Consider the following 23,192-nt stretch of genomic DNA (forward strand, 5'->3'; position numbering starts at 1 on the left):
TTTCTTTTGCCTTTAGATCACATTCTTCCTTCTTGCTCGTTGTCTCAATGTATGGAGATGCACCGGTATTCAGGCTCTAGCCCGTCGGTGGAACCTCCTTATTCTTTGCCAAGAAGTCCGCGATCAGATCGCTCAACTCCTCAAGCTTCTCTTGGCTCAGCGGTACGCTTGCTGCTTTGATCGAGAGATTGCCGTTCGCTGACGTGAGCGAGAGATTACGACCCCCTACCTTGCGCTTGGCGGTGATCTTCTGAGCGGACTTTCTGACTTGCTTCTTCGGCTTGCCCTCAAGGCTGGCCAGCGCTTTTTGCAGATCCTGGAAGCTCATGTCGTAAGCGTTCTTGAACGCGTTCAAGATTTGATCTCGAGCCCCGAAAACTGCGCGAGCGCGCGACACGATACTCTCGTGGACTCCAATACGTGCTGCAAACGCTACCGCAGTCGTCTTCCCGCCAGACACACGAAGCGTCTCGTACATCTCTCCGATAGCCAGTAGGCGCTCGAATGCGCCAAGGTTCTCCCTTTCCTCGTTTTCCCGGAAACGGAGGAACAGCATCTCGAACTGCGCGTTCTCCGCGCCTCGCTTCTCTGGGGGCGCCACGATTGCTCGAAGCTTAAGCCCCAAGGTTTTCGCTGCAGCATGACGACGTCTGCCGGTCAGCATGATAAAGCGAGCATCCGCGACATCTGTTGGGCTCAACGGGTCGGGCTTCCAATACGGATCCTCTGGCCAAACAAGGATGGGCGTGTCTTGGCCGTTGATTTCGATGCTCTTAAGAAGCGTTTGAAAGGCCTCTTGTGCCAGCCAGTCATCACGACGATCTGAACCTAACGGATCCTGCACTTGTTCCGGTGAAATCTGAAGTTCGTGACGGCCGTTCAGAATGTCATCGACGAGCTGCGTACGTCCCTGCTCTATCGCTGCCTGCGATTGGGCAAGTGCGCCGGCCTTCCATGCACTACCTGCTCCCTTGAAAGGTGCAGTAGTAGAAGACGGTGCAGTGTCGACTTTTGCCTCGTCGCCATTGCCACTCGGCTCAGCTGATTGGTTCAACGCTTTCGAAACCAGCGACCTCGGGATAGTTCGCTTCATGCTGCGGTCTCCCCGTCATCGTCATCATAGAACGTGTCCATCCATGCATTCGCATAACCACGTTCGAGGCCTGGCCACAGACGGCTGACGATTGCATCGTTCACCGCGTCTGCGTTCTCAATAAATCTGTTGATACCTTTTCGTTTGCCAGGCGTGTCAGGCTCGTATTCGTAGACCGACTGATAAACGTCTGAAGCGTTCGAAATCGCGTCTGACCGAAGATAGAACACGGGCAAGATCTCCGTGGGGCAGTGCTCGAGAAGGTTGCCGATGTGGTTGAGATCCTGACCATTGGAACGCTGCACAATGGTTGGCAAAAGCATGTTGGCACCCGAGCCAATATCGATACGCTCATGTGCTAAGATGTGCTGCAGCATACCTAGCAGGCCGGTGACAAAGGTCGACAGAGTTGCGATGTCGAACCCCTTCATGGTCTGAGGAATGACGAGGGATGAAGAGGCTATCACATTGTTGAGCTGGAAAAGCGTCAGCGCCGGTTGATAATCAATAATGATGCAATCCAGCGTTTCGTTCAGCGCATGCTCAAGTCGGACAGGATCGACCTTTCCATCCGTAACAAGTTCATTGGGAGCAGTTGCCGGAGGGTGCGCTTCTTTCCAGCGATCAATCGCGTCCCGAAGGTAGCGGTAGAAACTCTTGCCTGCAGGAGCTTCGCGAACCAAGCGGGCGATCTGAATTTCGCCCTCAGAGGTCTCTCCGTGCGCTGGAACCAAACGAAGCCCTGGCCAAGAAGTCTTCAAAAAGAAGCTATCCAGCGTCTCGGCAGAGTGATCCGTGTACGGCGCCTCCTCAGACTGGAAGAGGCCCGCGAAGTCCACCATCGATGGCGTTTCTTCAGTAGGCATTTGAGACAACCCCTCACCGCCTACAAAGTAAAGTGTGATCGTGCTCTGCGGGTCCGCATCCATCACGCCAACACGCATTCCGTAATGTAGGCTCAGGTACTGTGCGAAATGTGCAGCGCTAAGGCTCTTGGCCGTGCCGCCCTTTTGGCTGGCGAATGAAATGACTGGAAGCGGATCGCCGGGCTTGCGCCACGAAAGATAGTCAAAAGGACGCTTTGCAGACGCCGCCATCAAAGCGCGCATATGCATCAGTTCATGAAGGTTGAAGACACGCTCGCGTCCAACGTACTCACCCTTTGGAAAGTCGTCGTTACCATTCGCGAACTTGGTCAAGTATTGGATGCTGACGTTCAAGAAGCGAGCGCACTGTCGCATCGACCATGTGCGCTTGATACGATGGCGCAGCGTCAACTCTTTGTTGACGGCGACCATTGTGCGCTCCAGACCTCGTGACAGATCGGTCAAAAACTGTTCTAGACTTCCGCTCATATCGCTGCCCCGACTTCGGTTGATTCCGAGTTCGACTCGTTTCGCCACTCATAGTAGCACTATTGTGGGCGCAATTGGAAGATACCACGCGCCTACCTGAATTCACGAGTATGATTAAAGGCGGTGAGGTGCAAAACGATCTAATCTTGAACGCGTTCAAGATCGACGTGCGGGTGCTGGGCCAGAACGATGTCGGCCCCAATTATTGAGATCAAGCGGCGTCTTTGGGACCCCAGGGATGATGGCATTTTCATTCGAAATCCTGTACCAGGGGCTTCACGACACAACAACTTGGCAATGCCGTGCCGCGAGGTTTTGGTGGAACTGGTCTGGGTGCTCGAGCGCGCCTATGGGCTGTCGCGATCCGAGATCGCGGGTGAGGTCGACGGGCTTTTCTCAGCGCGCGAGATCGTCGTCGAAGCGGCAGAGCGCGTCGGACGGGCGGTCGAGCGCTACCGGCAAGGCGGAGCGGGGTTTTCGGATCACATGATTGCGCTTGCGGGCCATGAGGCAGGTTTTGGCGAGGTCTTCAGCTTTGACCGAAAGGCGACCGCACAGGCGCGTATGAGCGTCGTACCCAAGCAATTCTAGTCCCCCAGCAGGTTCGCGGCGGGGTTATTGGTGATTTCGACATCGGCATAATAGGCCTGTGCCTGGCCGGGATCGCGGTGCAGCGACAGCTGCATGGCGGCGGCGAGCGGCGCGCCATCCAGCGCCGCCTGCGTCAGGAATCCCGCGCGCAAACCGTGCGGGCTGGCAAAGTCCCGTGGATAGCCGGCCAGTTCCAGCCGATGGGCGACGATCTCACGGAACCCGCCCGGCGTCAGGCGACGTTTCAGCACCCGGTCGGCTTGGCTGACCGGACGGAAGAGCGGCCCACCGGTGATTCCGGCGGCCTCGATCCAGGCCAGCACCGAGCGTGCCGGAAACTCTTTCAGCGGCAGCCAGGGAGCCTGATCGGGCGTGGTAGTCTTGGTGTGCAAGAGGCGAATGCGGATCAGCCCGCGCTCCGCCATTGGCCGGGCGTCGATATCGTCGAGATTCAGCGCCGTGACCTCGGAGCGCCGGCGCCCGCCGCTGGCCCAGGCCAGCGCCAGGGCGGCGTGATCTCGCAGGTCGCGCCTCGCGCCGGTGCGGCAGGTCGCCAGCATCGCCCTCAGCACCTCGCGAGTGATCGGGTTTTCGGATTTGCGCTGGCGCGGCCGGGCCGCGGCCCGCCGCGCCTTGATGCGGGCTTCCTTGATCAGCGGCGCGTCAAAGGGAGAGCGAAGGTTCTTCATCCGGTGGAAGGCACGCCAGCTTGCGATGCGGCGATCCATTGTCGACGGGGCAGGGGCGGCGTATCCGCGCCTCAGTCCCGCGGTCACCAGGGCCTCGGCTGCCTCACGGGCCGGCCCGGTCGCATCGCGCAAATCCCGCGCATGATCGAGGATGAAGCGCAGCGCCACCGCTTCTTCCTCGGGCCAGGCGAGTGCGGCACCGAACGCAGCAGCCTTCCAGGCCCCGATATAGGCCAGATCCTGTTCATAGGCGCGGAGCGTGTTCTCGGCCGTGCCCCGGCGGAAGAGATCCGTCAGCGCGTCCTGGTCGGCGGGCGTGAGCGACGACGGGAGGGGCAGGGGTTGAAGTTGTGACATCAGGTTGCTATCATTGATAACGGATTGATGGAGAACGAGCCATGGCACAGCTGATCGTGCGGGATGTCGACGAGACCACGGCGCAGGCCCTGCGGCTGCGGGCGGCAGCCAATGGCCGCTCGGTCGAGGCCGAACACCGGATGCTCTTGCGCGAGGTGCTGGGCACGCCCGGCCAGTCCGAGGACTTCGCAGCGGCGGCGGCCCGGTTGCGGGCCCGCCTCGATCGCGGCACCGACAGCGCCGCGCTGGTGCGCGCGGGACGGGACGCGCGCGCGTGAGCGTCGCCGTCGCCGGGCCAAGCTCCGGACCCTGTGTGGTCGATGCCAGCACCGCGCTGAAATGGGTCCTGCAGGAAGACGGCAGTGAAGCTGCCGTCACGCTGCTCGACGGACGGCCACTTTATGCCCCGGCTCTGATCTACATCGAGGTCGCGAATGCGCTGTGGTCGGCCGTACGGCGGCAGCGACTGCTGCCGGAAGAGGCGGCCGATGCCCTCGACCTGATCACCCGGGCGCCGCTGCGCCAGGGAGCAGAGGATGCCTCGCTGGCACAGCGGGCGCTGCAGCTGTCGCTGCTCCTGGATCATCCGGTCTATGACTGCAGCTATCTCGCCCTGGCGATGCGGCACAAGGTGCCTGTGGTGACCGCGGATCGCCGCTTTGTCCGGGCCGCGGCGGCGGTACCCGAGGCCGCGGCCTTCGTTCGCCAGTTGGGCGATTCTGCGGCGCATTGAGGCTCTCCCTGACCGGTTTCCCCTCCCATGATAGCGGAATGTTAGTCCTTCTTCAACACTATCGATAATGGCATCTTATCGACAGTAATTACGACATCAGAGACATACTTCAGTGATCCGCATTTATCATCTATTCTGCGGATATGAGCGATTTGGACGAATACTGGTTTGATCCATTGTACGATGCTGATCCGGCCGATCCGCCCCTGCCGCGGGCGGATCGGCGCGCTTTGCTCGATCCCGCTGCCTGGCGCGCGGCCGAGGCGGCTTGCGCCGTGGACCTGGCGCGGGCCGCGCAGGCCATCGGCCGGTTGGACGGGCTGCTGGCAAGTCTGGACGAAAAAACGCGCCGCGGTCTGATTGCCCGGCTGGCATTCAGTGAGGTCGTGTCCATGCTCTGGGCCGCGGGGACACCGATCCCGCAAGACGTGCTGATCCGCGACCTGGCCGATGCGCCGTCCTCGGTCGACCTGGAAGCGCTGGCTCTGGCCCGGTGGGCCATCGGGCGGTTGCAGGGCAGGGGGCGTCTGGAGGCGTTGCGGGATTTCCTCGGGCTGCACCGGGGGGGGCAGGGGCGGGGCGACAGCGACCTGCTGCGCCCGACCGGAGCCGATTTTGACTCCGAGACCGAGGGGTTTGCGGCGGGACTTGCCGCACTGGAGGGGTGCCATGCGATCACCCGGTCAGCGTTCGGATGCCGGCTCTGGCGGCTTACCGATCTGTCGCCGGACGGGCACCAGCTGGAAGCGATGTGCTGGGCGGCACGGGCCATGGCGGACAGCGCGGGGCCGCTGGTGATGGTGCCGATGGGACAGGCCGGGCGGCGAGTTTGGACGATAGGTGGTGATGCGGAAGAATTTCTGAGGGCGTGGTGCGGGGCCATTGCGGCCGGCTGCGAGGCGGGGTTCCGCGTGATCCGGCAGCTGATGGACTGGGCAGATCGGGCCAGGCGGACGACGGCGCGGATCAAGGGCAGCAATGCGGAATTGGTGATCGATGCGCTGGTGGTGCATCCAGTGGTTTCCGCCGCTGCGCTGGAAGCCGAAGCGGCGATCAGCCGCGATACCGCCGAGCGGCTGCTGGCGCGCTTGCAGGGACTAGGGCTGCTGCGCGAGATCACGGGCGGAACGCGGTTCCGGCTGTGGACGGCGGTGCTGTGACCACGAGCCCGGCCGTCGTCTCGCCCCAGCACCGGATCCTGGTGCGCTCGCGCATCGCCCGGACCATGTTCGGTGCGGACGAGGTGCTGGTTGCCGCCAAGCAGCTGTGCCAGATCGAGGGCATCGACGTGGCGCAGGATCTGGACGAGGTGACCTATGTCCATTTTCTCTTCGATACCCACCAGACCGTCCTGGCCAATGGCGCGGAAACGGAATCGCTCTTCACCGGCGACGAGGCGCTGAAATCGGTTGGTCCGGCGGCGTTGGAGGAGATCTTCACGATATTCCCTGAACTTCGAGCTCCTGAGCATGCTCATGTCCCGGCGCGGGAACTGGTCTCGGGCGGGCAGGGCCGCAAGCTGGCGATGCGTCACCTGCAGAACCGTAAGCCGCTGGTGGGAGAGGTCTGAGGAGAGGGCTAGACTGTGTGACCAGTCGCAAGGCGGTGGAGGACGTCTCACGGCCCGGGCGTGATCTCGGCAGAGAATTTGGCCCCGGAGTCTGCGAACAGACGCGGGGGCTAACTGGCCGCGCGGTGATTGCAGGAACCGGGAAACCGAACTTTTGGGTAGCCGTTGCCTGGCCCCGGCAAACCTTTCCACGTCCAATGTCAGGCATCTGCTACTCACAACCGCCCAACTGGACCGTTGAAAACAAAAATGCCCCGCCAAAACAGGCGGGGCATACTCTTTCCTCGGGGGGGGGACAGAACTATATCGCCACAATATGGCTTCGATAACAGCTTAGGTAAACTTACCTGTCTGGACAGGCCATGTGTCAATTTGCCTCGTCTCGTCTGTTGAGGTTTACCGCGTCGCGCACCTGTATTCTACCGGATCATAGACGCGGATCGACAAGGACGACGAGCCCGTTACCTGCCATGCCCGAAGCGGCCGCAGAAACCGGTCTTAACCGTGGCGAGATTTTCGTGGCTCTTGCCCGCCATCGCTCTCTGGGCCAGCCTGAACTTGCCGCGCGGGCCAAGCCCGCCTCTGGCGAGGCGGTCACACCGCAGGCGACGAAATAGGCTCGCAGTTCGTCATCGCTTGCCAGCGCCGCCCAGTTTTCCGCCTCTTGGTCTACGCCGCTAGAATCAGGCGCAGGCTCTCCGGCGCAAATGTCTTCCAGCACCGCCGACAGGATGAACCGCAGATCACCTTCCGGGCAATCGGCGATGGCGACGACCAGCCGTTCAAACATCGTCATCCTCCGCTGCCTCTCGGCGGGCTGCTGACGCGCCAGCGTCATCTGTCGGCCGCGCAGCGAGTTCCATGGTCGCCCGAGCGTGCGCGTGAGTTCGGCGATTGTTGCGCCACTCAGATCCATCGCGAGGATTGTGGCATCCTCGACCGGGGAAAACCGCCAGACGCTAACAGGTTGCTGAAATAGTCGCCCCTCGACGCGGTTTGAAGAACATGATTTGTCGATTTCCACCAAGAAGTGAGCCGGATACGAGAACATGCGCACGGCGGTGGACCGTGTCGGCCGCGGCAGAGAGCGGCAGGTCAACATCCGCTTCCTCGCCATGGCCAACCACTATGTCTTCGAGCAGGAGTTTTGCTATCCGGCCGCAGGCTGGGGCGAGCCATCGTGGCGCCATCGGTTCAAGCCCGATGGCGAGCGGACAGGTCGACAAGAACGTGCAGGACTCCCGCCGCCAAGTCTTGCAGGGGATGCCGGGCTTTTGCGACCTTGCCACGATGAACGCCTGGCTGGAGCAGCGCTGCCTGAAGGTGTGGCAAGAGACCCCGCACGGCACGCTGCCGGGCACCATCGCCGATGTCTGGGCCGAGGAGCGGGCCGCACTGATGCCCCTGCCGCCCGCCTTTGACGGATTCATCGAACCCAGCAGCGCGTCTCGCCCACCTGCCTGATCAGCTTCGAGCGCAATCGCTACAGCGTGCCGGCGTCTTTCGCAAACCGGCCTGTCAGCCTGCGGATCTATCCGGACCGGCTGGTCGTGGCGGCCGAGGGCAACATCCTGTGCGAGCATCGCCGCGTGTTCCAGGGCAATCACCAGGTGCCGCCGCGGACCATCTATGACTGGCGGCACTATCTTGCCGTTCTTCAGCGCAAGCCCGGTGCATTGCGCAATGGCGCGACCTTTGCCGAGTTCCCGCCTGCCTTCCGGCAACTGCAGGAGCAGATGCTCCGCAAGCCCGGCGGTGATCGCGAGATGGTCGATGTCCTCGCCCTGGTTCCCCGCCACGCCGTGGTCAACACGCAGCTTTCCCCTGCGTGAACCCGATAGAGCACGATCTCTCGCCCATTCTCAGTGATCTGCTGCACGCGGACCCGGCCCTCCAACAGCAAGAGCAGATTCTCGGGCGGGTGCCCAGGGCCGAAGATGACCATGCCGCTCGGCAGTTGGACAACCTTTGCCGCCGCAATCAGACGGTCCCGAAGTGATGCCTCAAGGGTCGTAAGACCGGGAAAACGGTCAAGCCAAGGGGTCATCGTGGCGCGTCCTGTGGCAAGGCCAAGGCATCGTCGATACGGCCCATCAATGCCCCCTTGTTGGCCGCGATGTCGGCAATCGTCAGATCGTCGAGGACTGCCATGAAGGCGCGTGTTGCCTCCTGAAACGCACGTGACAAGCGGCAGACGCCGATCAGAGGGCAGGTGTTGGTGTCGGGGTTGAAGCACTCGACGATGTCCAGATCACCCTCGGTCAGGCGCACGACATCACCCACGCGAATTTCTGTCGCAGGGCGGGCAAGCTGGAACCCGCCACCCCGGCCCCGTTTCGTCACGAGATACCCTTCGCGGCCAAGTTCGTGCACAGCCTTGACGATGTTCGGTTTTTTCAGCCCGTGTATCTTCACAACTTCCTCGATCCTGACCAAATCCGGCTCTTTCAATGCAGCGAGCTGCAAGGTGCGAAGGGCGTAGTTCGTGTAAGCCGTCAGCCGCATTTTTCTCCCAAAGACATACACTTAATATTGCTTTATTTGAAGTATATGTTATCTACCCCATAAAGCAATGAAATTGGAGCGACTCATGGGCGTCAGGATCGGCGAAACCGCCCCCGACTTTGAAGCGGATACGACAACCGGTCCGATCAGGTTCCATGATTGGGCGGGCGGCGACTGGGTATTCTTCTTCAGCCACCCGGCGGATTTCACGCCGGTCTGCACGACCGAGATGGGGCGCACCGCGCAACTGGCCGATCAGTTTGCCGCGCGCAACGTGAAGCCCCTTGGTCTCAGCACCGACGATGTGGACGAACACCTGAAATGGGTCGAGGACGTCAATGAGACACAGTCCACGACCCTGACCTTCCCCATCGTCGCGGACCCCGACCTGAAGATCGCGAAACTCTACGAGATGATCCATCCTGCCCAGAGCGAGACGGAGGCGGTTCGCTCCGTCTTCATCATCGACCCGGAAAAGAGGGTCCGCTTGACGATGACCTATCCGATGAGCGTTGGGCGCAATTTCGATGAGATTCTGCGCGTCATTGACGCCTTGCAGGCCGGCGATCGCAACCGCATCGCGACGCCCGCCGACTGGTGGCCGGGCGGGGATGTCATCATCCCGCCGTCCATTCCCGACGATGAGGCAAAGACCCTGTTCCCGCAGGGCTGGACCACGATCAAACCCTATCTCCGCACCACCCGGATCGAGAGCGCAAAAGATTAACGACATGACCGGCCCCGCCGCCTGAACTGAAAAGGCACCCCCATGCTTGAATCCTTCGACGCTGTTCTCCTCGCCCGCATCCAGTTCGCATTCACGGTGAGCTTCCACTTCCTGTTTCCGGCCTTCACCATCGGGCTGGCGAGCTATCTGGCGGTGCTGAACAGCCTGTGGCTCTGGACGAAGGATCACAAGTATCTCGATCTGTTCCGCTACTGGGTGAAAATCTTTGCGCTGGCCTTCGCAATGGGCGTCGTGTCAGGCATCGTCATGTCCTACCAGTTCGGCACCAACTGGTCGGTCTTCTCGGATCGCGCGGGACCGGTGATCGGCGCGCCTATGGCCTATGAGGTGCTCAGCGCGTTTTTCCTCGAAGCCGGATTCCTAGGCATCATGCTCTTCGGGCGCGAACGGGTCGGACCGGGGCTACACATGGTCGCCACAGCGATGGTGGCCCTCGGCACCTTCTTCTCGGCCTTCTGGATTTTGTCCGTCAACAGTTGGATGCAGACGCCTGCGGGCTACTCCATCGACCCGGACACCGGCCAATTCCTGCCGGAGAACTTCTGGGAGATCATCTTCAACCCGTCTTTCCCCTATCGCCTGATGCACACGGTGACGGCGGCCTATCTGACCACGGCTTTCATCGTTGGCGGTGTGGCGGCATACCACCTGCTGCGCCGCCGGCGCAGACGTGAGCAACCGTCCGAAGCCACGAAAACCATGTTCTCGATGGCGATGTGGATGGCCGCCATTGTCGCGCCCGTGCAAATCTTCCTCGGCGATCTGCACGGCCTCAACACGCTGGAGCACCAATCGGTCAAGGTGATGGCGATGGAGGGGCACTATGAGTCTCATCCCAATGGCGCGCCGCTTTACCTTTTCGGTATTCCCAACGACGAGACACAAACGCTGGACTATGCCATAGGCATTCCGAACCTCAGCTCGTTGATCCTGAAACACCATTGGGATGCACCGCTGGACGGGCTCGACACGATCCCGGACGAGGATCAACCGCCGGTGGGCATCGTCTTCTGGTCTTTCCGCATCATGGTGGCCCTTGGTTTTGCGATGATGGGGGTCGGTCTCTGGTCGCTCTGGGCGCGGTGGCGGGGGCGGCTGTTCGAAGCCCCGTGGCTGCACCGCGCGGCGCTGGCGATGTCGCCATCGGGCCTCATCGCGGTGCTGGCCGGGTGGGTCACGACCGAGGTGGGCCGCCAGCCCTATACGGTATATGGCCTGCTGCGCACGTCCGAAAGCGCGGCCCCGCTGGATGCCGCCGCTGTAGGTACGTCACTCGTGGCGTTCATCGTGATCTATTTTGCCGTCTTCGGCGCGGGCACATTCTACATTCTGCGCCTGATGGGTCATCCGCCTGTCTTCGGCGAGCCAAAACTGGGTGAAGTCGTCAAGGGTCCGATCCGCACCGCGGGCATCACCCCCGCCCCGGAAGAAGCCGTGCGTCGCCCCAATGCCGTAAATCCGGGAGAATGATCCATGCCTATCGTTGACGGAATCTCCTTTGATCTGACGTTCATCTGGGCCTTCCTGATTGCCCTCGCCGTGCTGATCTACGTAGTCCTCGACGGGTTCGATCTGGGTCTTGGCATGCTGTTTGCCGCGGAACGCAAACGGGGCGACCGGGACGTGATGATGAACTCGGTCGCACCCGTCTGGGACGGCAACGAGACCTGGCTGGTCCTGGGCGGCGGCGGGTTGTTCGCCGCCTTCCCGCTGGCCTATGCGCTGATCCTGCCCGCGCTCTATGCGCCGATTATTGCCATGCTTCTGGCGCTGATTTTTCGCGGCGTCGCGTTCGAATTCCGCTGGCGGACCGAACGCTGGCGCGGTGTGTGGGACATCGCCTTCATCGGCGGGTCCGCCGTTGCGGCCCTCAGCCAGGGCATCGCGCTTGGCGGGCTGTTGCAGGGGATCGAGATCGACATGACGGCCCGTGCCTATGCGGGCGGTTGGTGGGATTGGCTAACCCCCTTCTCGGTGACGGTCGGCGTCGCGGTCATGGTGGGCTATATGCTGCTAGGCGCGACATGGCTGGTGATGAAGACCACGGGCGACTTGCAGGATCGCATGCGCCGCCGCGCGTGGTTTCTTGGTGTGGTGACTGTTGGCTTCATCGGTGTCGTCAGCCTGTGGACGCCGTTCCTGCAGGAAGGGTATTACAGCCGCTGGTTCTCCAGCTGGGGGATCGGCCTCGCGACCCTGGTAGGACTGGCTGTGCTAACGCTTGCCGGACTGATGTTTCGCGCTCTGTACGTGCACCGGCATGACTACTGGCCCTTCATCCTGGCACTTGCGATGTTCGCGCTTTGCTTCGTGGGGCTCGGCATGTCGATGTTCCCCTACATCGTGCCCACGGAAGTTACAATCTACGAGGCCGCCGCTCCGCGCAACGCCCAGATATTCATGCTGGTGGGTGCGGGCATTCTGCTGCCAATAATCTTGGCCTACACCGCTTATGCCTACTGGGTGTTCCGCGGAAAGGTCGATCCGGAAGCGGGGTATCACTGATGGGATCAGTCGAGGGAACTCCTCCACGAACATGGCTGCGCCGCCTCGGTTGGTTCATCCTGCTGTGGTTTGCCGGGGTCGGCGCAGTCGGCGCGGTCGCATACATCCTGCGGCTCTGGATAGCCTAGGATAGAAAATAATCATATCGACGGAGATGGGTCGCCTACTGAATAGGCTCGACGGAACAACCGCCGATAGGTCTCGGCGGCACCTTTGAACGAAAGCTTCTATCCCCGGTCGCCACTGTAATGCGCCTTTCCCTTGTTTGTAGGACCGTGGGTTAATGACTAGAAGCGATTTTACATAGGCTCGCTTGCTGTTCACTGGCTCTGCCTGCGTTTTTTCAAGGAGCAAGGCCGATACGGCGGCAGAAGTTTGGAAGTTGGGGCGCTGAAACCTCACGCCACAGCACCTCTGCACACTGATCGCGCAGTGCCTCCCAATCAACAGACCGTACCGTCATCCTGTTCTCACTCGCCCTCTAATCCCGCCTGCTGTCGGCCAATGGGAAACATATCCTCGCCGTAATGGTGCAGCTTGACGTGATGGCTGCGGCATAGCCAACGCACGTTCAAGGGTTCGTCGTATCGGTCGTGGTGGGCATCGACCTTGGCTGCGCCGCAGACCTCGCAGCCCTGCTTTTCAAGGGCGCCGGACATAAGCGCCCGTTGAACGGCAAGGTGGGCCTGATACTTCGGCAGGTTCGTGCGGCGCCAGTTAGTTTGGCGGGTCTCGCTTTTCAGCGAGGGCGGACGTGGAGGCTTTGGATCATCTGACATCACGCCGCCGTCGGCGCCTGACGGCCTAAAGTGCGATACACGGTCGGCCGCGGAATCGAGAACACTTCTGCTAAATCACTGATGGAATACTCCCCGGTGTCATAGATGCGCCGCAGCTGCTGCTGGCGCTCTGACAGCTTCGGCTTTTTGCCGCGCAGCTTGCCCTTGGTTCGGGCCACAGCCATGCCCTCGCGGGTCCGCATTCGGATCAGGTCGGCCTGGAACTCGGCAAAGGTTGCCAGGATGTTGAAAAACAGCTTGCCCATCGGGACGGTCGGGTCATAGATGGCGCTGCAAAGCTGAAGCTTGATCCCGCGCGCGGCCAGCTTGTCGGCAATGTCGCGGGCGTCGGGAACGGAACGCGCCAGCCGGTCCAGCTTCGGCACCAAGCGTGTCACCTTCCCGCAAAGCTGCAAGCGCCTGATCCAGACCAGGGCGGGCGCGGTTCGTGCCGGTATAGCCGTGGTCGGTGTAGATGCGATCGGAGGCAACTCCGAAGCTGACAAGGATGCCCTTCTGCGCAGCAAGGTCTTGTTTGTCGGTGGAACAGCGGGCGTAGCCGATCAAAATCTGTGTCATGTCCTGATCTGTAACAGTAGCCGCCCCCTCATTGCAAAAATTATCGGACCATTCATCTGAGATTTTGGCCTGCCAGCATTTGCTGGCCTTCAACTGGCCGGTTCAGGGGCAACCTGGCCGTCCCTTCAACGATCCCCTTACGGACAGGTTGGAGAAACAGAATGGGTGAAGCGATGCGCCGGTTCGCCGCTCTGCTGTCTCATCTGGAAGAGGGAGTTTCTCTGGTCGCTGCCACCCGCGCGGCCGATGTGCCGATCCCGACGGCGCAACGCTGGCTGTCGCGCTACAGGCTGGAAGGTCTAGACGGGCTAAAATGTTGATTTACAACCAGAAGTGTGGCGAACGAGCGAATCCCGCGATCCGCGCCAAGGCGCGTGCGCTGGTGTCGCTGGCCTATGGCGCAACGCTTATGCGCAAATCAGGCATGGACAAGGCAGAAGCCGGTACGCTGCTGAAGACCAGCGAAGCCTTGCTCGACTGATTTTTTCCGCCCGTTCGGAACCAGAGCAATATCGACACGGTTCTATATTTGGAACGATCATTTTGATACTGCGACACCGACGCCCCGTGCGGTGTGGATGTCAGAATCACGTATCGAAACCGAACGGAGAAATTCGACATGACCGATATCAAAGACGCAAAAATTGCAATTCTGTCCACCAATGGGTTCGAGCAGTCAGAACTGTTCGAACCGAAACGGCAGCTGGAAGAGGCGGGCGCGACGATCACCGTAATTTCCCCCGAAAGCGGCTCCATCAGGGGATGGGACGAAGACGACTGGGGCGAAAGCATCGACGTCGATCTTGCCCTCGACGATGCGCGGGTCGAGGATTTCGACGCGCTTGTACTACCGGGCGGACAGATTAACCCCGACATCCTGCGCACCAATAAGAAGGCCGTTGGCTTCGTGCGCGACTTTTTCAACAGCGGCAAGACGCTGGCCGCGATTTGCCATGCGCCCTGGCTGCTGGTCGAGGCGGGTGTGATCGAGGGTCGTAATGTAACTTCCTACACGTCGATCCAGACCGATGTGAAAAACGCGGGCGGCAACTGGGAAGACAGTGAGGTCGTCACCGATCAGGCGCTCATCACGTCGCGCAATCCCGGCGATCTCGATGCCTTTTGCGCCAAGATCATCGAGGAAGTGAAAGAGGGCCGCCACGAGCGCAGTTCCGCCTGATATCCGGAGCTACAGTCCGTTCGCACGACCACGGGCGTTCTACCGCGGTTTTCCATGGTGCGATGACCGAACTCACGCCCGAGTGACCCTGCAGACAGGAACAGGAAGATGTCCGATGTCCCACACTACCGTAGCTGACGGAACGGAGCTCCACATTCACGTCGAAGGCGAAGGCACGGACGTGGTGATGCAGGGTCGGCCACTGGGACATAACATCTAGAAATAGCAGACAGCCGCGCTGACTGAGGCGGGTTTTCGCATGATCGCCCCGTGTCGCCGGAGCTTCGGTTATTTCGAACATGCGGGCGGGTGCTATGATTATGACACCATGACAGATAATCTTGTTGCAGCAATGACGGGAACGGACGCGACGGATGCGGCGCTGGTCATGCGACAGAAATGGCTGCGCGAAAGGCTGCCCAGATAGTTGGCAATGAACTGAAACTTCACGGCTTTTGAGCCGCGAAGAACTGAGCCGCCTTTTTTAGCACCTCCCTCTCCTCGCGCAGTATACGGTTCTCTTTCCGAAGCCGTTCATTCTCGCGGAGAAGATCGCCGTCAGGTTCTGGCGTCTTCGCCTCATCGGAAATCGCCCGGATCCACTTGCCGAGCGTCGAAAGCCCAACCCCTAGATCAGATGCAACCTGATGCCGTGTCAAGCCGCTGGTGAGTGCAATGCGAACCGCATCCCGTTTGAATTCCGCGCTGTGTGTCGCTGCCATATCCTGTCTCCTTTGGTGAGAGCATCGCTCTCAGAAGACCGGAACAGAACCGATGCAGGCCCAGTCAGGTTGCCGAACTCCAGGTCCGCATCGCCCTCCTGAACGGCTACACCGCGCTCGGCACAACCGTCACGGAAGCCGCGGGATAAGTCCGTCCGGGGAAAGGGGAGCCTTGGCCATCAGCCGAATTGTGCAACAGAGCCTAAGGAATCCCATAATGGGCGGAGGTTTCAGGCGAGAAGCGCGCAGCGCGCCCTCTCCTGAAGCCTTGCCAGGCGGCGAACCGGGTCGGTGAATTTCCAAGGGCGGCGCAGCTGGGACCGGAGCCACGCGCAGCAGCACGGAACCAAACCGTCAGCGCACGCCAAAGGGCGGGGGCTGCGCATGGCCAGAGGCCCATGCTGAGGCGCCGGTGGAGGAAGCGAGCATTGCGAGGACCCACCCCTTGGAAAGAGGGCCGGAACAGGCCCTCTTTCCAGGACGCGGCTCTCGTCATCTATTGGTTATGAACCCTGACCCTAATTTTAAGCATTGGTGAAGCCGAGCTTTGCGATACTCAGCAAAAAGCGCGTCATCAATCACGCTGAGATGACGAAGCCGGACGGCGCATATTATACCGCAGGGCGTGCGGGAGGTTTCTCTTTGTCTCGGGACACGCCGAGATTGTTCCAGCGACCAGAGAAAAGGCTGGAGACCACCAATCCATTCATGCCTTGGAAAATTTCGAGTCTTGTCTTCATTGTGCAAATGGTAGGATAGAAGGTGTAGTCAGAGTTGTGACCTATCTGGCCGATGGGTCTCAGCGCAGCGCGCTCAACGCGCTGTTCGACGAAGATTATCCGAAAAATCCACCGCCCCGATTGACGCCGATCGTGGTCCTGCCCATGGGTTTGCTTCTGTCGATTGTGGCGAAAGCGATCTACCGTGGCGTAGCGCCTTCGCAGGACGGTAACCATCCGACTCAGTTCTTTTTTTCCACGAGTTTCGACAGCTTTCCCCGGAGTTTGCCCTGGGCACGGGCGATGGCCATACATTAGCGGGTGCGGATGAGGTCAGTCTCGAACTCGCCGAAGGTGGCAGGAATGTTGAAGAACATCTTTCCCATCGGGATGGTGCCGTCTTTATCAACAAGCCGTTCGGCGCAGAGGTTGTGATCGCGCATTTGAAGAAGACCCTTCCCGAGCCGCACCAACCGGACAAGCTGCTCCATGGTTAGCTGCGTTTGACGCGCCCGTCAGCGGATATGCTTGACGAATACGGGTTGTGGACCACCTAAGATGAGCGTCGGCATCAGGGCCGGACGGGCTATCCGGTCGCCTGAGAGAACGCCGCCTCGGCCCGCTCTGCGACCCGTCGCAGTGGATGTCGTAGCAGGCGCGATGGCACGGTCAGGGTGCCGCCCGGCCCGTATCCCCACTCAGCCATCGCCTGCAACTGCGACGGGTTGGGGTCCACGGGATAGGCGTAGTCGCGATTGCCGTCGCGGATATCGTAATCGACGCTGCGGTCCTCGACATCCAGAAACGCCGCGAGCGCAGAGAGATGGGCTTGCGGGGCGCGGACGAGATCCTCGTAGCGCAGCACCATCACCGCATGAAGACGGTCCAGATCCTTGCGCAACTGCCGGTGCGCCGCGATCCAGTGATCGATCAGAACCGCCTGCGGCGCATCCACCCATTTCGACACCGCCGCCGCCACAGCCTGGGGATGGCGGATCACCACGACGAACTGGCTCAGCGGGAAAAGCTGTTGGTAGAGCCGCATCCGGGTCAGGTTGACCGGCGATTTCTCGACCCTCCAGCGGCCCTTGCCGAACCAGGGGGCCCAGTCGGCCTCGATCCGCTGGCGGGTCTCCAGCCGGTCCCAGCGGCAGCCCTCAGTCAGATGCTGTCGGGGATCGGTCGCGAAATGCATCGGGCGACCGTGCAGCGCGGTGTGGGGGATCGCGCCCTGCAGATAGACGCCTTCGTTCTCGGGCACCGGGGCATCACTGATGGCCGCCACATCGTGCAGGCCCGCGATCATACGCGCCGTCAGCGACGTGCCGGAACGGTGAAGACCGCCAACGAAAACATAGCGTTGGATTGCAGTTTCGGATGCGTTCACGGCGGTGTTAGCTTTTATCAAGTGGGGCGGCGGGGAACTGCGATGCGGCATGGGCGCGTTATCACGTGAATGGAAGACATTTCGCGCACGCTCTTTAAATCGATTGGAAAAGTCCATGCGTATCATGCATGTCGCATTGGGTGGCTGCCTGAAGGCGCCGCCTGTCCGCTATGGCGTGACCGAGGATACGGGCGGCCATATCGCCTATGTTCTGGGCGCGGCGCTGGCTCAGGCGGCGCGCGAGGATGTCGATCAGGTCGATATCGTAACGCGGGCCTTTTCCGGTCACGGGCTGGACCCGATCCACGCCCGGACTGCCGAAATTGTGGCCCCGCGCTGCGTCATCCGCCGCCTGAGGACAGCCAATCTGGCCTATCTGTCGAAAGAGGCGCTGGAGGCCGAGATACCCGCCCTGAACGACGCCTTTCTGGACCTCTTGGCGGGAACTGACACCCTTCCGGATGTAATCCACGCGCATTTCTCGGACGCGGCGGAACTCGCCGCCGCTGCGCGGGTCCGATTCGGGATTCCTTGGGTTTTCTCCAGTCATTCTCTGGCCTTGGACAAGGCCCCGGACCCGCAAAGCGCGGCCTTGCAGCGGCGTATCGCGCGCGAGGGAAGGGCGATCCAAAATGCCACGGCCATCGTCGCCTCATCCCGGGACGAGGCCGAGCGTCAGATCCCCGCCCATGATCCGACCGCCGAGGGCCGGACCCATCGCATCGGTCCGGGCGTCCTTGCGGTGCGCACAGACGACCTGCGCCCGGCGCGGCGACTGATCGCTCCCTTTCTGCGCTATCCCGAAAAGCCCATCCTGCTGGCTATCGCGCGCCCGATCCGCAAGAAGAACCTTGCGGCGCTGGTGCGGGCCTATGCGAACGACCCCGACCTGCAGCACCGCGCAAATCTGGTGATCGTGGCCGGGTTGCGAGACGGTCTGCGCCCTGACGAGACCGAGACAGCACAGACAGTGGCCGAGCTGTTCGATCTTGTCGACCGCTTCGATCTGTGGGGCCGTGTCGCGCTGCCGCGTCACCACGATCAGGCCGATATCGCCTCGCTCTATGCACTGGCGGCAAGGGGTGGGGTCTTCGTCAACCCGGCGCTGCACGAGCCCTTCGGGCTGACCGTGATCGAGGCGGCGCAGGCCGGGGTTCCGGTGGTGGCGACGCAGAACGGGGGCCCGGGCGATATCGTCGATCGTCTGGGCTATGGCGCGCTGGTCGATCCGCGCGATACGCACGCCATCGCCGATGCGATCCGCAGCATTCTGGACGACCCGCAGCGCGATTCCCGCGTGGTCGAGGCCGCCGAACGGGCAGGGCGTCTCTATAGTTGGTCGCGGTGGGCCGAGGGCGTCGCTGCCGTTTATGCCGATCTGCGCCGCCACCGCCCGCAACCGTCGCGCTCCCACACGATCCTTGCCAGCGATATCGACGGCACCCTGACCGGCTGCGCGCGCGGTGCGCAGCGTTTCGCGGAATGGAGCGCCAGCCGCGATCCGCATATCCTGTTCGCCGTCGCCACCGGACGGTCCGTCACCGAGGCGCGGCAAGTTCTTGCGGCGTGGAACCTGCCTGCGCCCGATCTGTTCATCGCCTCTGTCGGAAGCGAGATCTGGCGGTGGGGCGAGCACGGCCAGCTGCAGCCCTGCAAGGCCTATGCCGATTTCATCTCGGACGGATGGAACCGCTCGGCGATCCTGCGGACGCTTGACCGTCTGGCATTGACCGCACAGCCGCGTCACGATCAGCGCCCGTGGAAGCTCAGCTATTTCGGCACGGCCAGCGACCGCCACCGCATCCGCGAGGCCTTGGCCGAGGCGGCGCTGCCCGCGCAGGTGATCCTGTCGCATGACCGGCTGATCGACATTCTGCCGGCGCGGGCGGGCAAGGCTGCGGCGATCCGGTTCGAGGCGCGCAGGCTGGGGCTGGATCACAATCACTGTGTCGTAGCGGGCGACAGCGGCAACGATCTGGACATGCTGACGGCCTTCCGTCGCGCGATCGTCCCTGCGAATGCGCTGCCCGAGGTCGCGCCCGCGCGGCTGGCCTATCGCAGCGCGCAGGATCATGCCTTGGGCGTTCTGGACGGGATGCAACGCTTCGGCCTGACCCGCCACCATCCCATCGCGGCGGAATAGGATGGTGAGCCCGCGCCCCATCGGATATTTCGTTCACCATCAGGGACGGGGCCATGCGGAACGCTGTGCGGCCATCGTCAATGCTCTGCCGCAGGACCGGCCCGTCACCATCTTCTGCGCCCGCGACGACATCTTCCCGCCCCTCGGACCGGGGGTCGAGATCGTCACCATCTCGTCGCTGTTCGAACCGCCCGCGGGACCGCTGCCCCAGACCGACTGGATCGCCACGCCAGACACGATGCATTGCGCGCCGGTCGGCTGGCCCACGATCCGTCAGGCGATGGCAACCATGACGCGCTGGTTTCACGAGGCCGATCCCGCGCTGATGATCAGCGATGTCAGCGCCGAGGTTGCGCAACTGGCGCGGCTGTGCTCTGTGCCGCATGTGAAGATCCTGCAACATGGCGACCGCAGCGATCCCGGCCATATGGCCGCCTACCGCGGTGCCGCCGGTCTGCTGGCGCCGTTCCATGCCGATCTGGACAACCCGGACCGCCCCGACTGGATGCGCGCGCTGACCTTTCACGCGCCGGGCATCGGGGTGAATGCGGCGCTGCCCGCCCGCGATGCCGCACGCCGCGCGCTTGGTATCGGGCCGGGTCGCAAGCTGGCCGTGGTGGTGTCGGGCGGGGGCGGCGATGGCTGGGCCGATGCCGCCTTTGGCGTCGCTGCCCGCGCCTTCCCGGATATGGACTGGATCGTTATCGGCAAGATCCAGCGCGACTGGCACGCCACGCTGCCCGCCAATCTGCATCTGGCGGGTTGGGTCGATAACGCGGCGGACCATATCGCCGCCGCCGATCTGATCGTCTCTTCCGCAGGTAACACCACCTGCCATCAGGTGCTGGCCGCCGCGCGCCCTTGGATCGTCGTGCCCGAGTGGCGCTATTTCGACGAACAGCAGGACAAGGCGCGGGCGCTTGGCCGTGCTGGGGCGGCGCTGCATCTGCCCTATCTGCCTGCCTCGGCCCATGCCTGGCAGGCCGCGCTGGCCGAGGCCCAACGAACGCACGACACCGCCATCCAGCGGCGATTGGCAGGAGAGGACGCCGCGCCAGCGACCGCCCGGTGGCTGGCGCGCCTGTGCGACCGCATCTGGGGCCAGACCCCATCGACCGACAGCAGGAAAGGAACATCTCATGTCCACGATCTCGGCCCTGACCATTGCCGCAGGGCGCGCCGACCATCTGGCGAACGTCATTCGCGGGTTTCACGCGCAAGCGACGCCGCCGGATGAACTGATCGTGGCGGTGATGCAGGCCGAGCCCTACGAGCACCTGCCCGAAACCGACTTCCCGCTGCGCCAGATCCCGATCGATGCCACAGATGGCGCGCTGCCGCTTTCGGCGGCTCGCAATGCGGCGGCACGGGCGGCCTTGGGCGATGTGCTGGTCTTCGTGGATGTCGATTGCATCCCCGCGCCCCGGTTGATCGCGGATTACGCTGCCGCCGCGCAATCGGGGCGGGGCCTTCTGATGGGCGAGGTGCAGTATCTGCCCGACGGGGCCGAGGCGGCGGGGCTGGATTTCGCCCTTTTCGACAGGCTGGGCGTGCGGCATTCGGACCGGCAGGCCCCGCCCGAATCCGGGCTGCGCGAATGTCAGGATTACCGCTGCTTCTGGTCGCTGAACTTCGCCATCCATCGCGACGACTGGAACGCCTCGGGCGGGTTCGACGAGGGTTATCTGGGCTATGGCGGCGAGGATACGGATTTCGGTCGCACCCTTGCCGAACGCGGGATCGGTATCTGGTGGCTGAAGGGCGCGCGGGTCTATCACCAATATCACCCTCATTGCATGCCGCCGATCCACCAGATCCCCTCGGTGATCCGGAATGCGGAATATTTCGCCTCGAAATGGGGGCATCGCACGATGGAGCATTGGCTCTACGCCTTCCGCCTGATGGGCCTGATCGAGAACGGCCCGGACGGGCTGATCGTGTTGCGAGAGCCTGACGAACGCGATTTCGCGCTGTGCCGGCAGGAACCCCACATGCCCTATGCCAACACCCGTCGGGTGATCGACCGGCTGCAGGCGATCGCCCCTGCGCAGCGGTCGGGCGAGGCCCGTCGCCTGCAGGTCGAGGCGGCGCAGGCGGAATTTCTTGTCGCGAAGGCGGTCTGATGCGGATCGCCGTCGTCGCCCATATCCGCCACCCCATCGCGCCCCCGTTTATGGGCGGGATGGAGGCTCATGCCTGGCATCTGACGCGCGGGCTGATGGCGCGCGGACATGACGTGACGCTGTTCGCATCGGGTGACAGCGATCCGGGCTTGCCGGTCCATCCGATCATCGTGCGCCATTACGACGCGGATTACCCGTGGCACGATTGTCATGGCACGGATGCGCTGAATGCGGTCATCGACCGGGCCTTCGCGGGTTGTATCGAGGCCATCCGCGAGGGCGGCTTCGATCTGGTCCACAACAACAGCCTGCACCGCTATCCCCCGCGATATGCACGGGTGGCGCGGCAGGCCACGGTCACCTCGCTGCACGTTCCGCCCTTCGGCGCGCTGCAACGCGCGGTCCATGCCTCGGTCGCCCCGTGGAACCTGTTCACCGTCTGCTCATCCTCGCAGGCGGCGCTGTGGTGGCCCGAGGGCGCGCCGCCGCAGGCTGCGGTGGTCGGCAACGGCATCGACATGGCCGACTGGCCCTTTCGTGCAGAGGGCGATGGCAGCGCGGTCTGGGCGGGGCGGATCACACCCAACAAGGCCCCGCATCTGGCCGCCGAGGCGGCGCGCATCGCGGGCGTTCCGCTGACGCTGTTCGGGACCATCGAACATCGCGATTATTTCGAAACCCGGCTGCGCCCGCTGCTGGGAGAGAGCATCCGCTATGGCGGTCATCTGTCGGGGCACGATCTGGCAGACAGGATCGGCGCGGCCTCGGCCATGCTGTTCACGCCGCAATGGCAGGAACCTTTCGGGCTGGTGGCGATCGAGGCGATGTCCTGCGGCCTGCCGGTCGCCAGCACCCGTATCGGCGCGACCGAAGAGGTGATCGGCGATTGCGGCGCATTCGCCGCCCCCGAGGATGCCAAGGGGCTGGCACGGGCGCTGCTGACTGCAATGGCGATCTCGCGCCACCGCCCGCATAACCGCGTCCGCCGCCTGTTCAGCCGGGACAGAATGCTGGATGGTTACGAGAGCCTCTATACCCGCGCGACCCGGGCCCGCAAAAGCCCCGCGCCCGACATTACCTTCGAGCCGGTCGAATTGCCGCCCGCCGTGTCCGCCATGGTCACGATCTGACCCCGCCGCGATCGCGGGCGAGGCCCGAGGGTTCGGGGTACTCCGCCCCCCAGATCGCAGGTAGGTCACGCGGCTGCGTCCGATCTCGAGCTGACGCAGCCAGACGAACCGCGTGACCGAGCCGCCCGCATCTTCGGCCAGAAGTCCATCGAGCCACCTTCGCATGTCATCGTCCAGCCGACCGACGATCCAGGCATCGACACGCCGTTCTGCCGCTACGAGCGCATTCGCGCAAAGGCGCTCTGCCATGCAAACACCAAACCATCGAGTATCATCACGACCTT

At 62.5% G+C, this 23,192-nt stretch carries 26 protein-coding genes and 5 pseudogenes; 18 read left to right on the forward strand and 13 right to left on the reverse strand.

The annotated features are described in order from the left end of the window. Window positions 1-76 precede the first annotated feature (76 nt). A complete protein-coding gene (locus FQV27_RS17040; protein WP_147100906.1) occupies window positions 77-1,093 on the reverse strand; it encodes a ParB N-terminal domain-containing protein in 1,017 nt (338 codons plus the stop codon). Next, window positions 1,090-2,448 (reverse strand): nucleotide-binding protein, encoded by a 1,359-nt coding sequence (locus tag FQV27_RS17045; RefSeq protein WP_186827352.1) that lies wholly within the window; start codon window positions 2,446-2,448, stop codon window positions 1,090-1,092. The genes FQV27_RS17040 and FQV27_RS17045 overlap by 4 nt, the downstream gene beginning before the upstream one ends. Window positions 2,449-2,766: 318 nt before the next feature. On the opposite strand from FQV27_RS17045, the gene FQV27_RS17050 reads away from it, so the two are divergent. Continuing rightward, the gene (locus FQV27_RS17050) at window positions 2,767-3,039 is read left to right on the forward strand and encodes a type II toxin-antitoxin system VapC family toxin (protein ID WP_147100911.1); all 273 of its coding nucleotides are present in this window, start codon (window positions 2,767-2,769) and stop codon (window positions 3,037-3,039) included. Here FQV27_RS17050 and FQV27_RS17055 read toward each other — a convergent pair. After that, a complete protein-coding gene (locus FQV27_RS17055) occupies window positions 3,036-4,133 on the reverse strand; it encodes a tyrosine-type recombinase/integrase (RefSeq protein WP_246133154.1) in 1,098 nt (365 codons plus the stop codon). The two genes, FQV27_RS17050 and FQV27_RS17055, sit on opposite strands and share 4 nt — an antisense overlap. On the opposite strand from FQV27_RS17055, the gene FQV27_RS17060 reads away from it, so the two are divergent. From FQV27_RS17060 to FQV27_RS17075, 4 genes are all read left to right on the forward strand, one after another. Continuing rightward, window positions 4,127-4,363, forward strand: a complete 237-nt coding sequence (locus FQV27_RS17060; RefSeq protein ID WP_036743548.1) for a FitA-like ribbon-helix-helix domain-containing protein — start codon at window positions 4,127-4,129, stop codon at window positions 4,361-4,363. The two genes, FQV27_RS17055 and FQV27_RS17060, sit on opposite strands and share 7 nt — an antisense overlap. Next, window positions 4,360-4,818, forward strand: coding sequence for a type II toxin-antitoxin system VapC family toxin (locus FQV27_RS17065; RefSeq protein WP_147100913.1), 459 nt, complete (start codon window positions 4,360-4,362; stop codon window positions 4,816-4,818). Before FQV27_RS17060 ends, FQV27_RS17065 begins: the two co-directional genes overlap by 4 nt. A gap of 143 nt (window positions 4,819-4,961) precedes the next feature. Further along, window positions 4,962-5,978, forward strand: coding sequence for a DUF1403 family protein (locus FQV27_RS17070; protein ID WP_147100916.1), 1,017 nt, complete (start codon window positions 4,962-4,964; stop codon window positions 5,976-5,978). Next, window positions 5,975-6,388: a Hint domain-containing protein gene (locus FQV27_RS17075; RefSeq protein ID WP_246133155.1), complete on the forward strand. Its 414-nt coding sequence runs from the start codon at window positions 5,975-5,977 to the stop codon at window positions 6,386-6,388. The genes FQV27_RS17070 and FQV27_RS17075 overlap by 4 nt, the downstream gene beginning before the upstream one ends. 427 nt (window positions 6,389-6,815) lie before the next feature. On the opposite strand, the gene FQV27_RS17080 is transcribed toward FQV27_RS17075, so the two are convergent. Next, complete coding sequence (locus FQV27_RS17080) at window positions 6,816-7,184, reverse strand: hypothetical protein (RefSeq protein WP_147100922.1); 369 nt, start codon at window positions 7,182-7,184, stop codon at window positions 6,816-6,818. Between the two features lie 244 nt (window positions 7,185-7,428). On the opposite strand from FQV27_RS17080, the pseudogene FQV27_RS19205 reads away from it, so the two are divergent. Then, window positions 7,429-8,187, forward strand: a pseudogene (locus FQV27_RS19205) (Mu transposase domain-containing protein); the annotation flags it as partial. A gap of 44 nt (window positions 8,188-8,231) precedes the next feature. Here FQV27_RS19205 and FQV27_RS19310 read toward each other — a convergent pair. After that, window positions 8,232-8,435 (reverse strand): annotated as a pseudogene (locus tag FQV27_RS19310) (Crp/Fnr family transcriptional regulator); the annotation flags it as partial. Next, a complete protein-coding gene (locus FQV27_RS17095) occupies window positions 8,432-8,893 on the reverse strand; it encodes an RrF2 family transcriptional regulator (protein ID WP_147100928.1) in 462 nt (153 codons plus the stop codon). The pseudogene FQV27_RS19310 and the gene FQV27_RS17095, both read right to left, overlap by 4 nt. Window positions 8,894-8,978: 85 nt before the next feature. Between FQV27_RS17095 and FQV27_RS17100 the strand changes: the two genes are divergently transcribed. The 4 genes from FQV27_RS17100 to FQV27_RS19315 are packed head-to-tail and all read left to right on the forward strand — an operon-like array spanning window position 8,979 to window position 12,274. After that, window positions 8,979-9,620: a peroxiredoxin gene (locus FQV27_RS17100; protein ID WP_147100930.1), complete on the forward strand. Its 642-nt coding sequence runs from the start codon at window positions 8,979-8,981 to the stop codon at window positions 9,618-9,620. A gap of 42 nt (window positions 9,621-9,662) precedes the next feature. Further along, window positions 9,663-11,111 (forward strand): cytochrome ubiquinol oxidase subunit I, encoded by a 1,449-nt coding sequence (locus FQV27_RS17105; protein WP_147100932.1) that lies wholly within the window; start codon window positions 9,663-9,665, stop codon window positions 11,109-11,111. Window positions 11,112-11,114: 3 nt separating this feature from the next. Next, window positions 11,115-12,146 carry a cytochrome d ubiquinol oxidase subunit II gene (cydB, locus tag FQV27_RS17110; RefSeq protein WP_186827353.1) on the forward strand — a complete coding sequence of 344 codons (1,032 nt, stop codon included), beginning with the start codon at window positions 11,115-11,117 and terminating at the stop codon, window positions 12,144-12,146. Then, window positions 12,146-12,274, forward strand: coding sequence for a DUF2474 family protein (locus FQV27_RS19315; protein WP_147100934.1), 129 nt, complete (start codon window positions 12,146-12,148; stop codon window positions 12,272-12,274). The genes cydB and FQV27_RS19315 overlap by 1 nt, the downstream gene beginning before the upstream one ends. Window positions 12,275-12,616: 342 nt before the next feature. On the opposite strand, the gene FQV27_RS19060 is transcribed toward FQV27_RS19315, so the two are convergent. The 3 genes and pseudogenes from FQV27_RS19060 to FQV27_RS19215 form a co-directional block, all read right to left on the reverse strand. Beyond that, window positions 12,617-12,805, reverse strand: coding sequence for a hypothetical protein (locus FQV27_RS19060; protein ID WP_222611728.1), 189 nt, complete (start codon window positions 12,803-12,805; stop codon window positions 12,617-12,619). Between the two features lie 119 nt (window positions 12,806-12,924). Further along, entirely contained in the window at window positions 12,925-13,128 is a 204-nt protein-coding gene (locus FQV27_RS19320; protein ID WP_342779895.1) for a helix-turn-helix domain-containing protein, read from the reverse strand. A 15-nt stretch (window positions 13,129-13,143) separates the two neighbouring features. Further along, window positions 13,144-13,504, reverse strand: a pseudogene (locus FQV27_RS19215) (recombinase family protein); the annotation flags it as partial. A gap of 161 nt (window positions 13,505-13,665) precedes the next feature. On the opposite strand from FQV27_RS19215, the gene FQV27_RS17130 reads away from it, so the two are divergent. The 3 genes from FQV27_RS17130 to FQV27_RS17135 all read left to right on the forward strand — a co-directional run bounded on the left by FQV27_RS17130 (window position 13,666) and on the right by FQV27_RS17135 (window position 14,684). Continuing rightward, window positions 13,666-13,824, forward strand: coding sequence for a helix-turn-helix domain-containing protein (locus FQV27_RS17130; protein WP_147100936.1), 159 nt, complete (start codon window positions 13,666-13,668; stop codon window positions 13,822-13,824). After that, window positions 13,818-13,985: a hypothetical protein gene (locus FQV27_RS18935; RefSeq protein ID WP_186827354.1), complete on the forward strand. Its 168-nt coding sequence runs from the start codon at window positions 13,818-13,820 to the stop codon at window positions 13,983-13,985. Before FQV27_RS17130 ends, FQV27_RS18935 begins: the two co-directional genes overlap by 7 nt. A gap of 138 nt (window positions 13,986-14,123) precedes the next feature. Beyond that, entirely contained in the window at window positions 14,124-14,684 is a 561-nt protein-coding gene (locus FQV27_RS17135; protein WP_147100938.1) for a type 1 glutamine amidotransferase domain-containing protein, read from the forward strand. Between the two features lie 387 nt (window positions 14,685-15,071). Here FQV27_RS17135 and FQV27_RS17140 read toward each other — a convergent pair. Beyond that, window positions 15,072-15,406, reverse strand: a pseudogene (locus FQV27_RS17140) (transposase); the annotation flags it as partial. A 776-nt stretch (window positions 15,407-16,182) separates the two neighbouring features. Here FQV27_RS17140 and FQV27_RS17145 point away from each other — a divergent pair. Continuing rightward, on the forward strand, window positions 16,183-16,443 hold the full coding sequence (locus FQV27_RS17145; RefSeq protein ID WP_147100940.1) for a hypothetical protein: 261 nt from the start codon (window positions 16,183-16,185) through the stop codon (window positions 16,441-16,443). Here the strand turns inward: FQV27_RS17145 and FQV27_RS19220 are convergent. Next, a complete protein-coding gene (locus tag FQV27_RS19220; protein WP_245727390.1) occupies window positions 16,440-16,616 on the reverse strand; it encodes a recombinase family protein in 177 nt (58 codons plus the stop codon). The two genes, FQV27_RS17145 and FQV27_RS19220, sit on opposite strands and share 4 nt — an antisense overlap. A 95-nt stretch (window positions 16,617-16,711) precedes the next feature. Beyond that, complete coding sequence (locus FQV27_RS17155; protein ID WP_246133157.1) at window positions 16,712-17,512, reverse strand: sulfotransferase family protein; 801 nt, start codon at window positions 17,510-17,512, stop codon at window positions 16,712-16,714. A 115-nt stretch (window positions 17,513-17,627) separates the two neighbouring features. On the opposite strand from FQV27_RS17155, the gene FQV27_RS17160 reads away from it, so the two are divergent. Genes FQV27_RS17160 through FQV27_RS17175 form a run of 4 tightly spaced genes read left to right on the forward strand, consistent with a single transcriptional unit; the run spans window position 17,628 to window position 22,908 of the window. Further along, window positions 17,628-19,655 (forward strand): HAD-IIB family hydrolase, encoded by a 2,028-nt coding sequence (locus FQV27_RS17160; RefSeq protein WP_186827355.1) that lies wholly within the window; start codon window positions 17,628-17,630, stop codon window positions 19,653-19,655. Window positions 19,656-19,659: 4 nt separating this feature from the next. Continuing rightward, window positions 19,660-20,892 carry a glycosyltransferase gene (locus FQV27_RS17165; RefSeq protein ID WP_246133158.1) on the forward strand — a complete coding sequence of 411 codons (1,233 nt, stop codon included), beginning with the start codon at window positions 19,660-19,662 and terminating at the stop codon, window positions 20,890-20,892. Further along, window positions 20,795-21,778 carry a glycosyltransferase family 2 protein gene (locus FQV27_RS17170; RefSeq protein ID WP_147100945.1) on the forward strand — a complete coding sequence of 328 codons (984 nt, stop codon included), beginning with the start codon at window positions 20,795-20,797 and terminating at the stop codon, window positions 21,776-21,778. The genes FQV27_RS17165 and FQV27_RS17170 overlap by 98 nt, the downstream gene beginning before the upstream one ends. Next, a complete protein-coding gene (locus FQV27_RS17175; RefSeq protein WP_147100948.1) occupies window positions 21,778-22,908 on the forward strand; it encodes a glycosyltransferase in 1,131 nt (376 codons plus the stop codon). Before FQV27_RS17170 ends, FQV27_RS17175 begins: the two co-directional genes overlap by 1 nt. Window positions 22,909-22,980: 72 nt before the next feature. Here the strand turns inward: FQV27_RS17175 and FQV27_RS17180 are convergent. Continuing rightward, window positions 22,981-23,166, reverse strand: a pseudogene (locus FQV27_RS17180) (hypothetical protein); the annotation flags it as partial. Window positions 23,167-23,192 lie beyond the last annotated feature (26 nt).

It is taken from the genome of Paracoccus aurantiacus (genome assembly GCF_007993065.1).
GTDB classification, from domain to species: Bacteria; Pseudomonadota; Alphaproteobacteria; order Rhodobacterales; family Rhodobacteraceae; genus Paracoccus; species Paracoccus aurantiacus.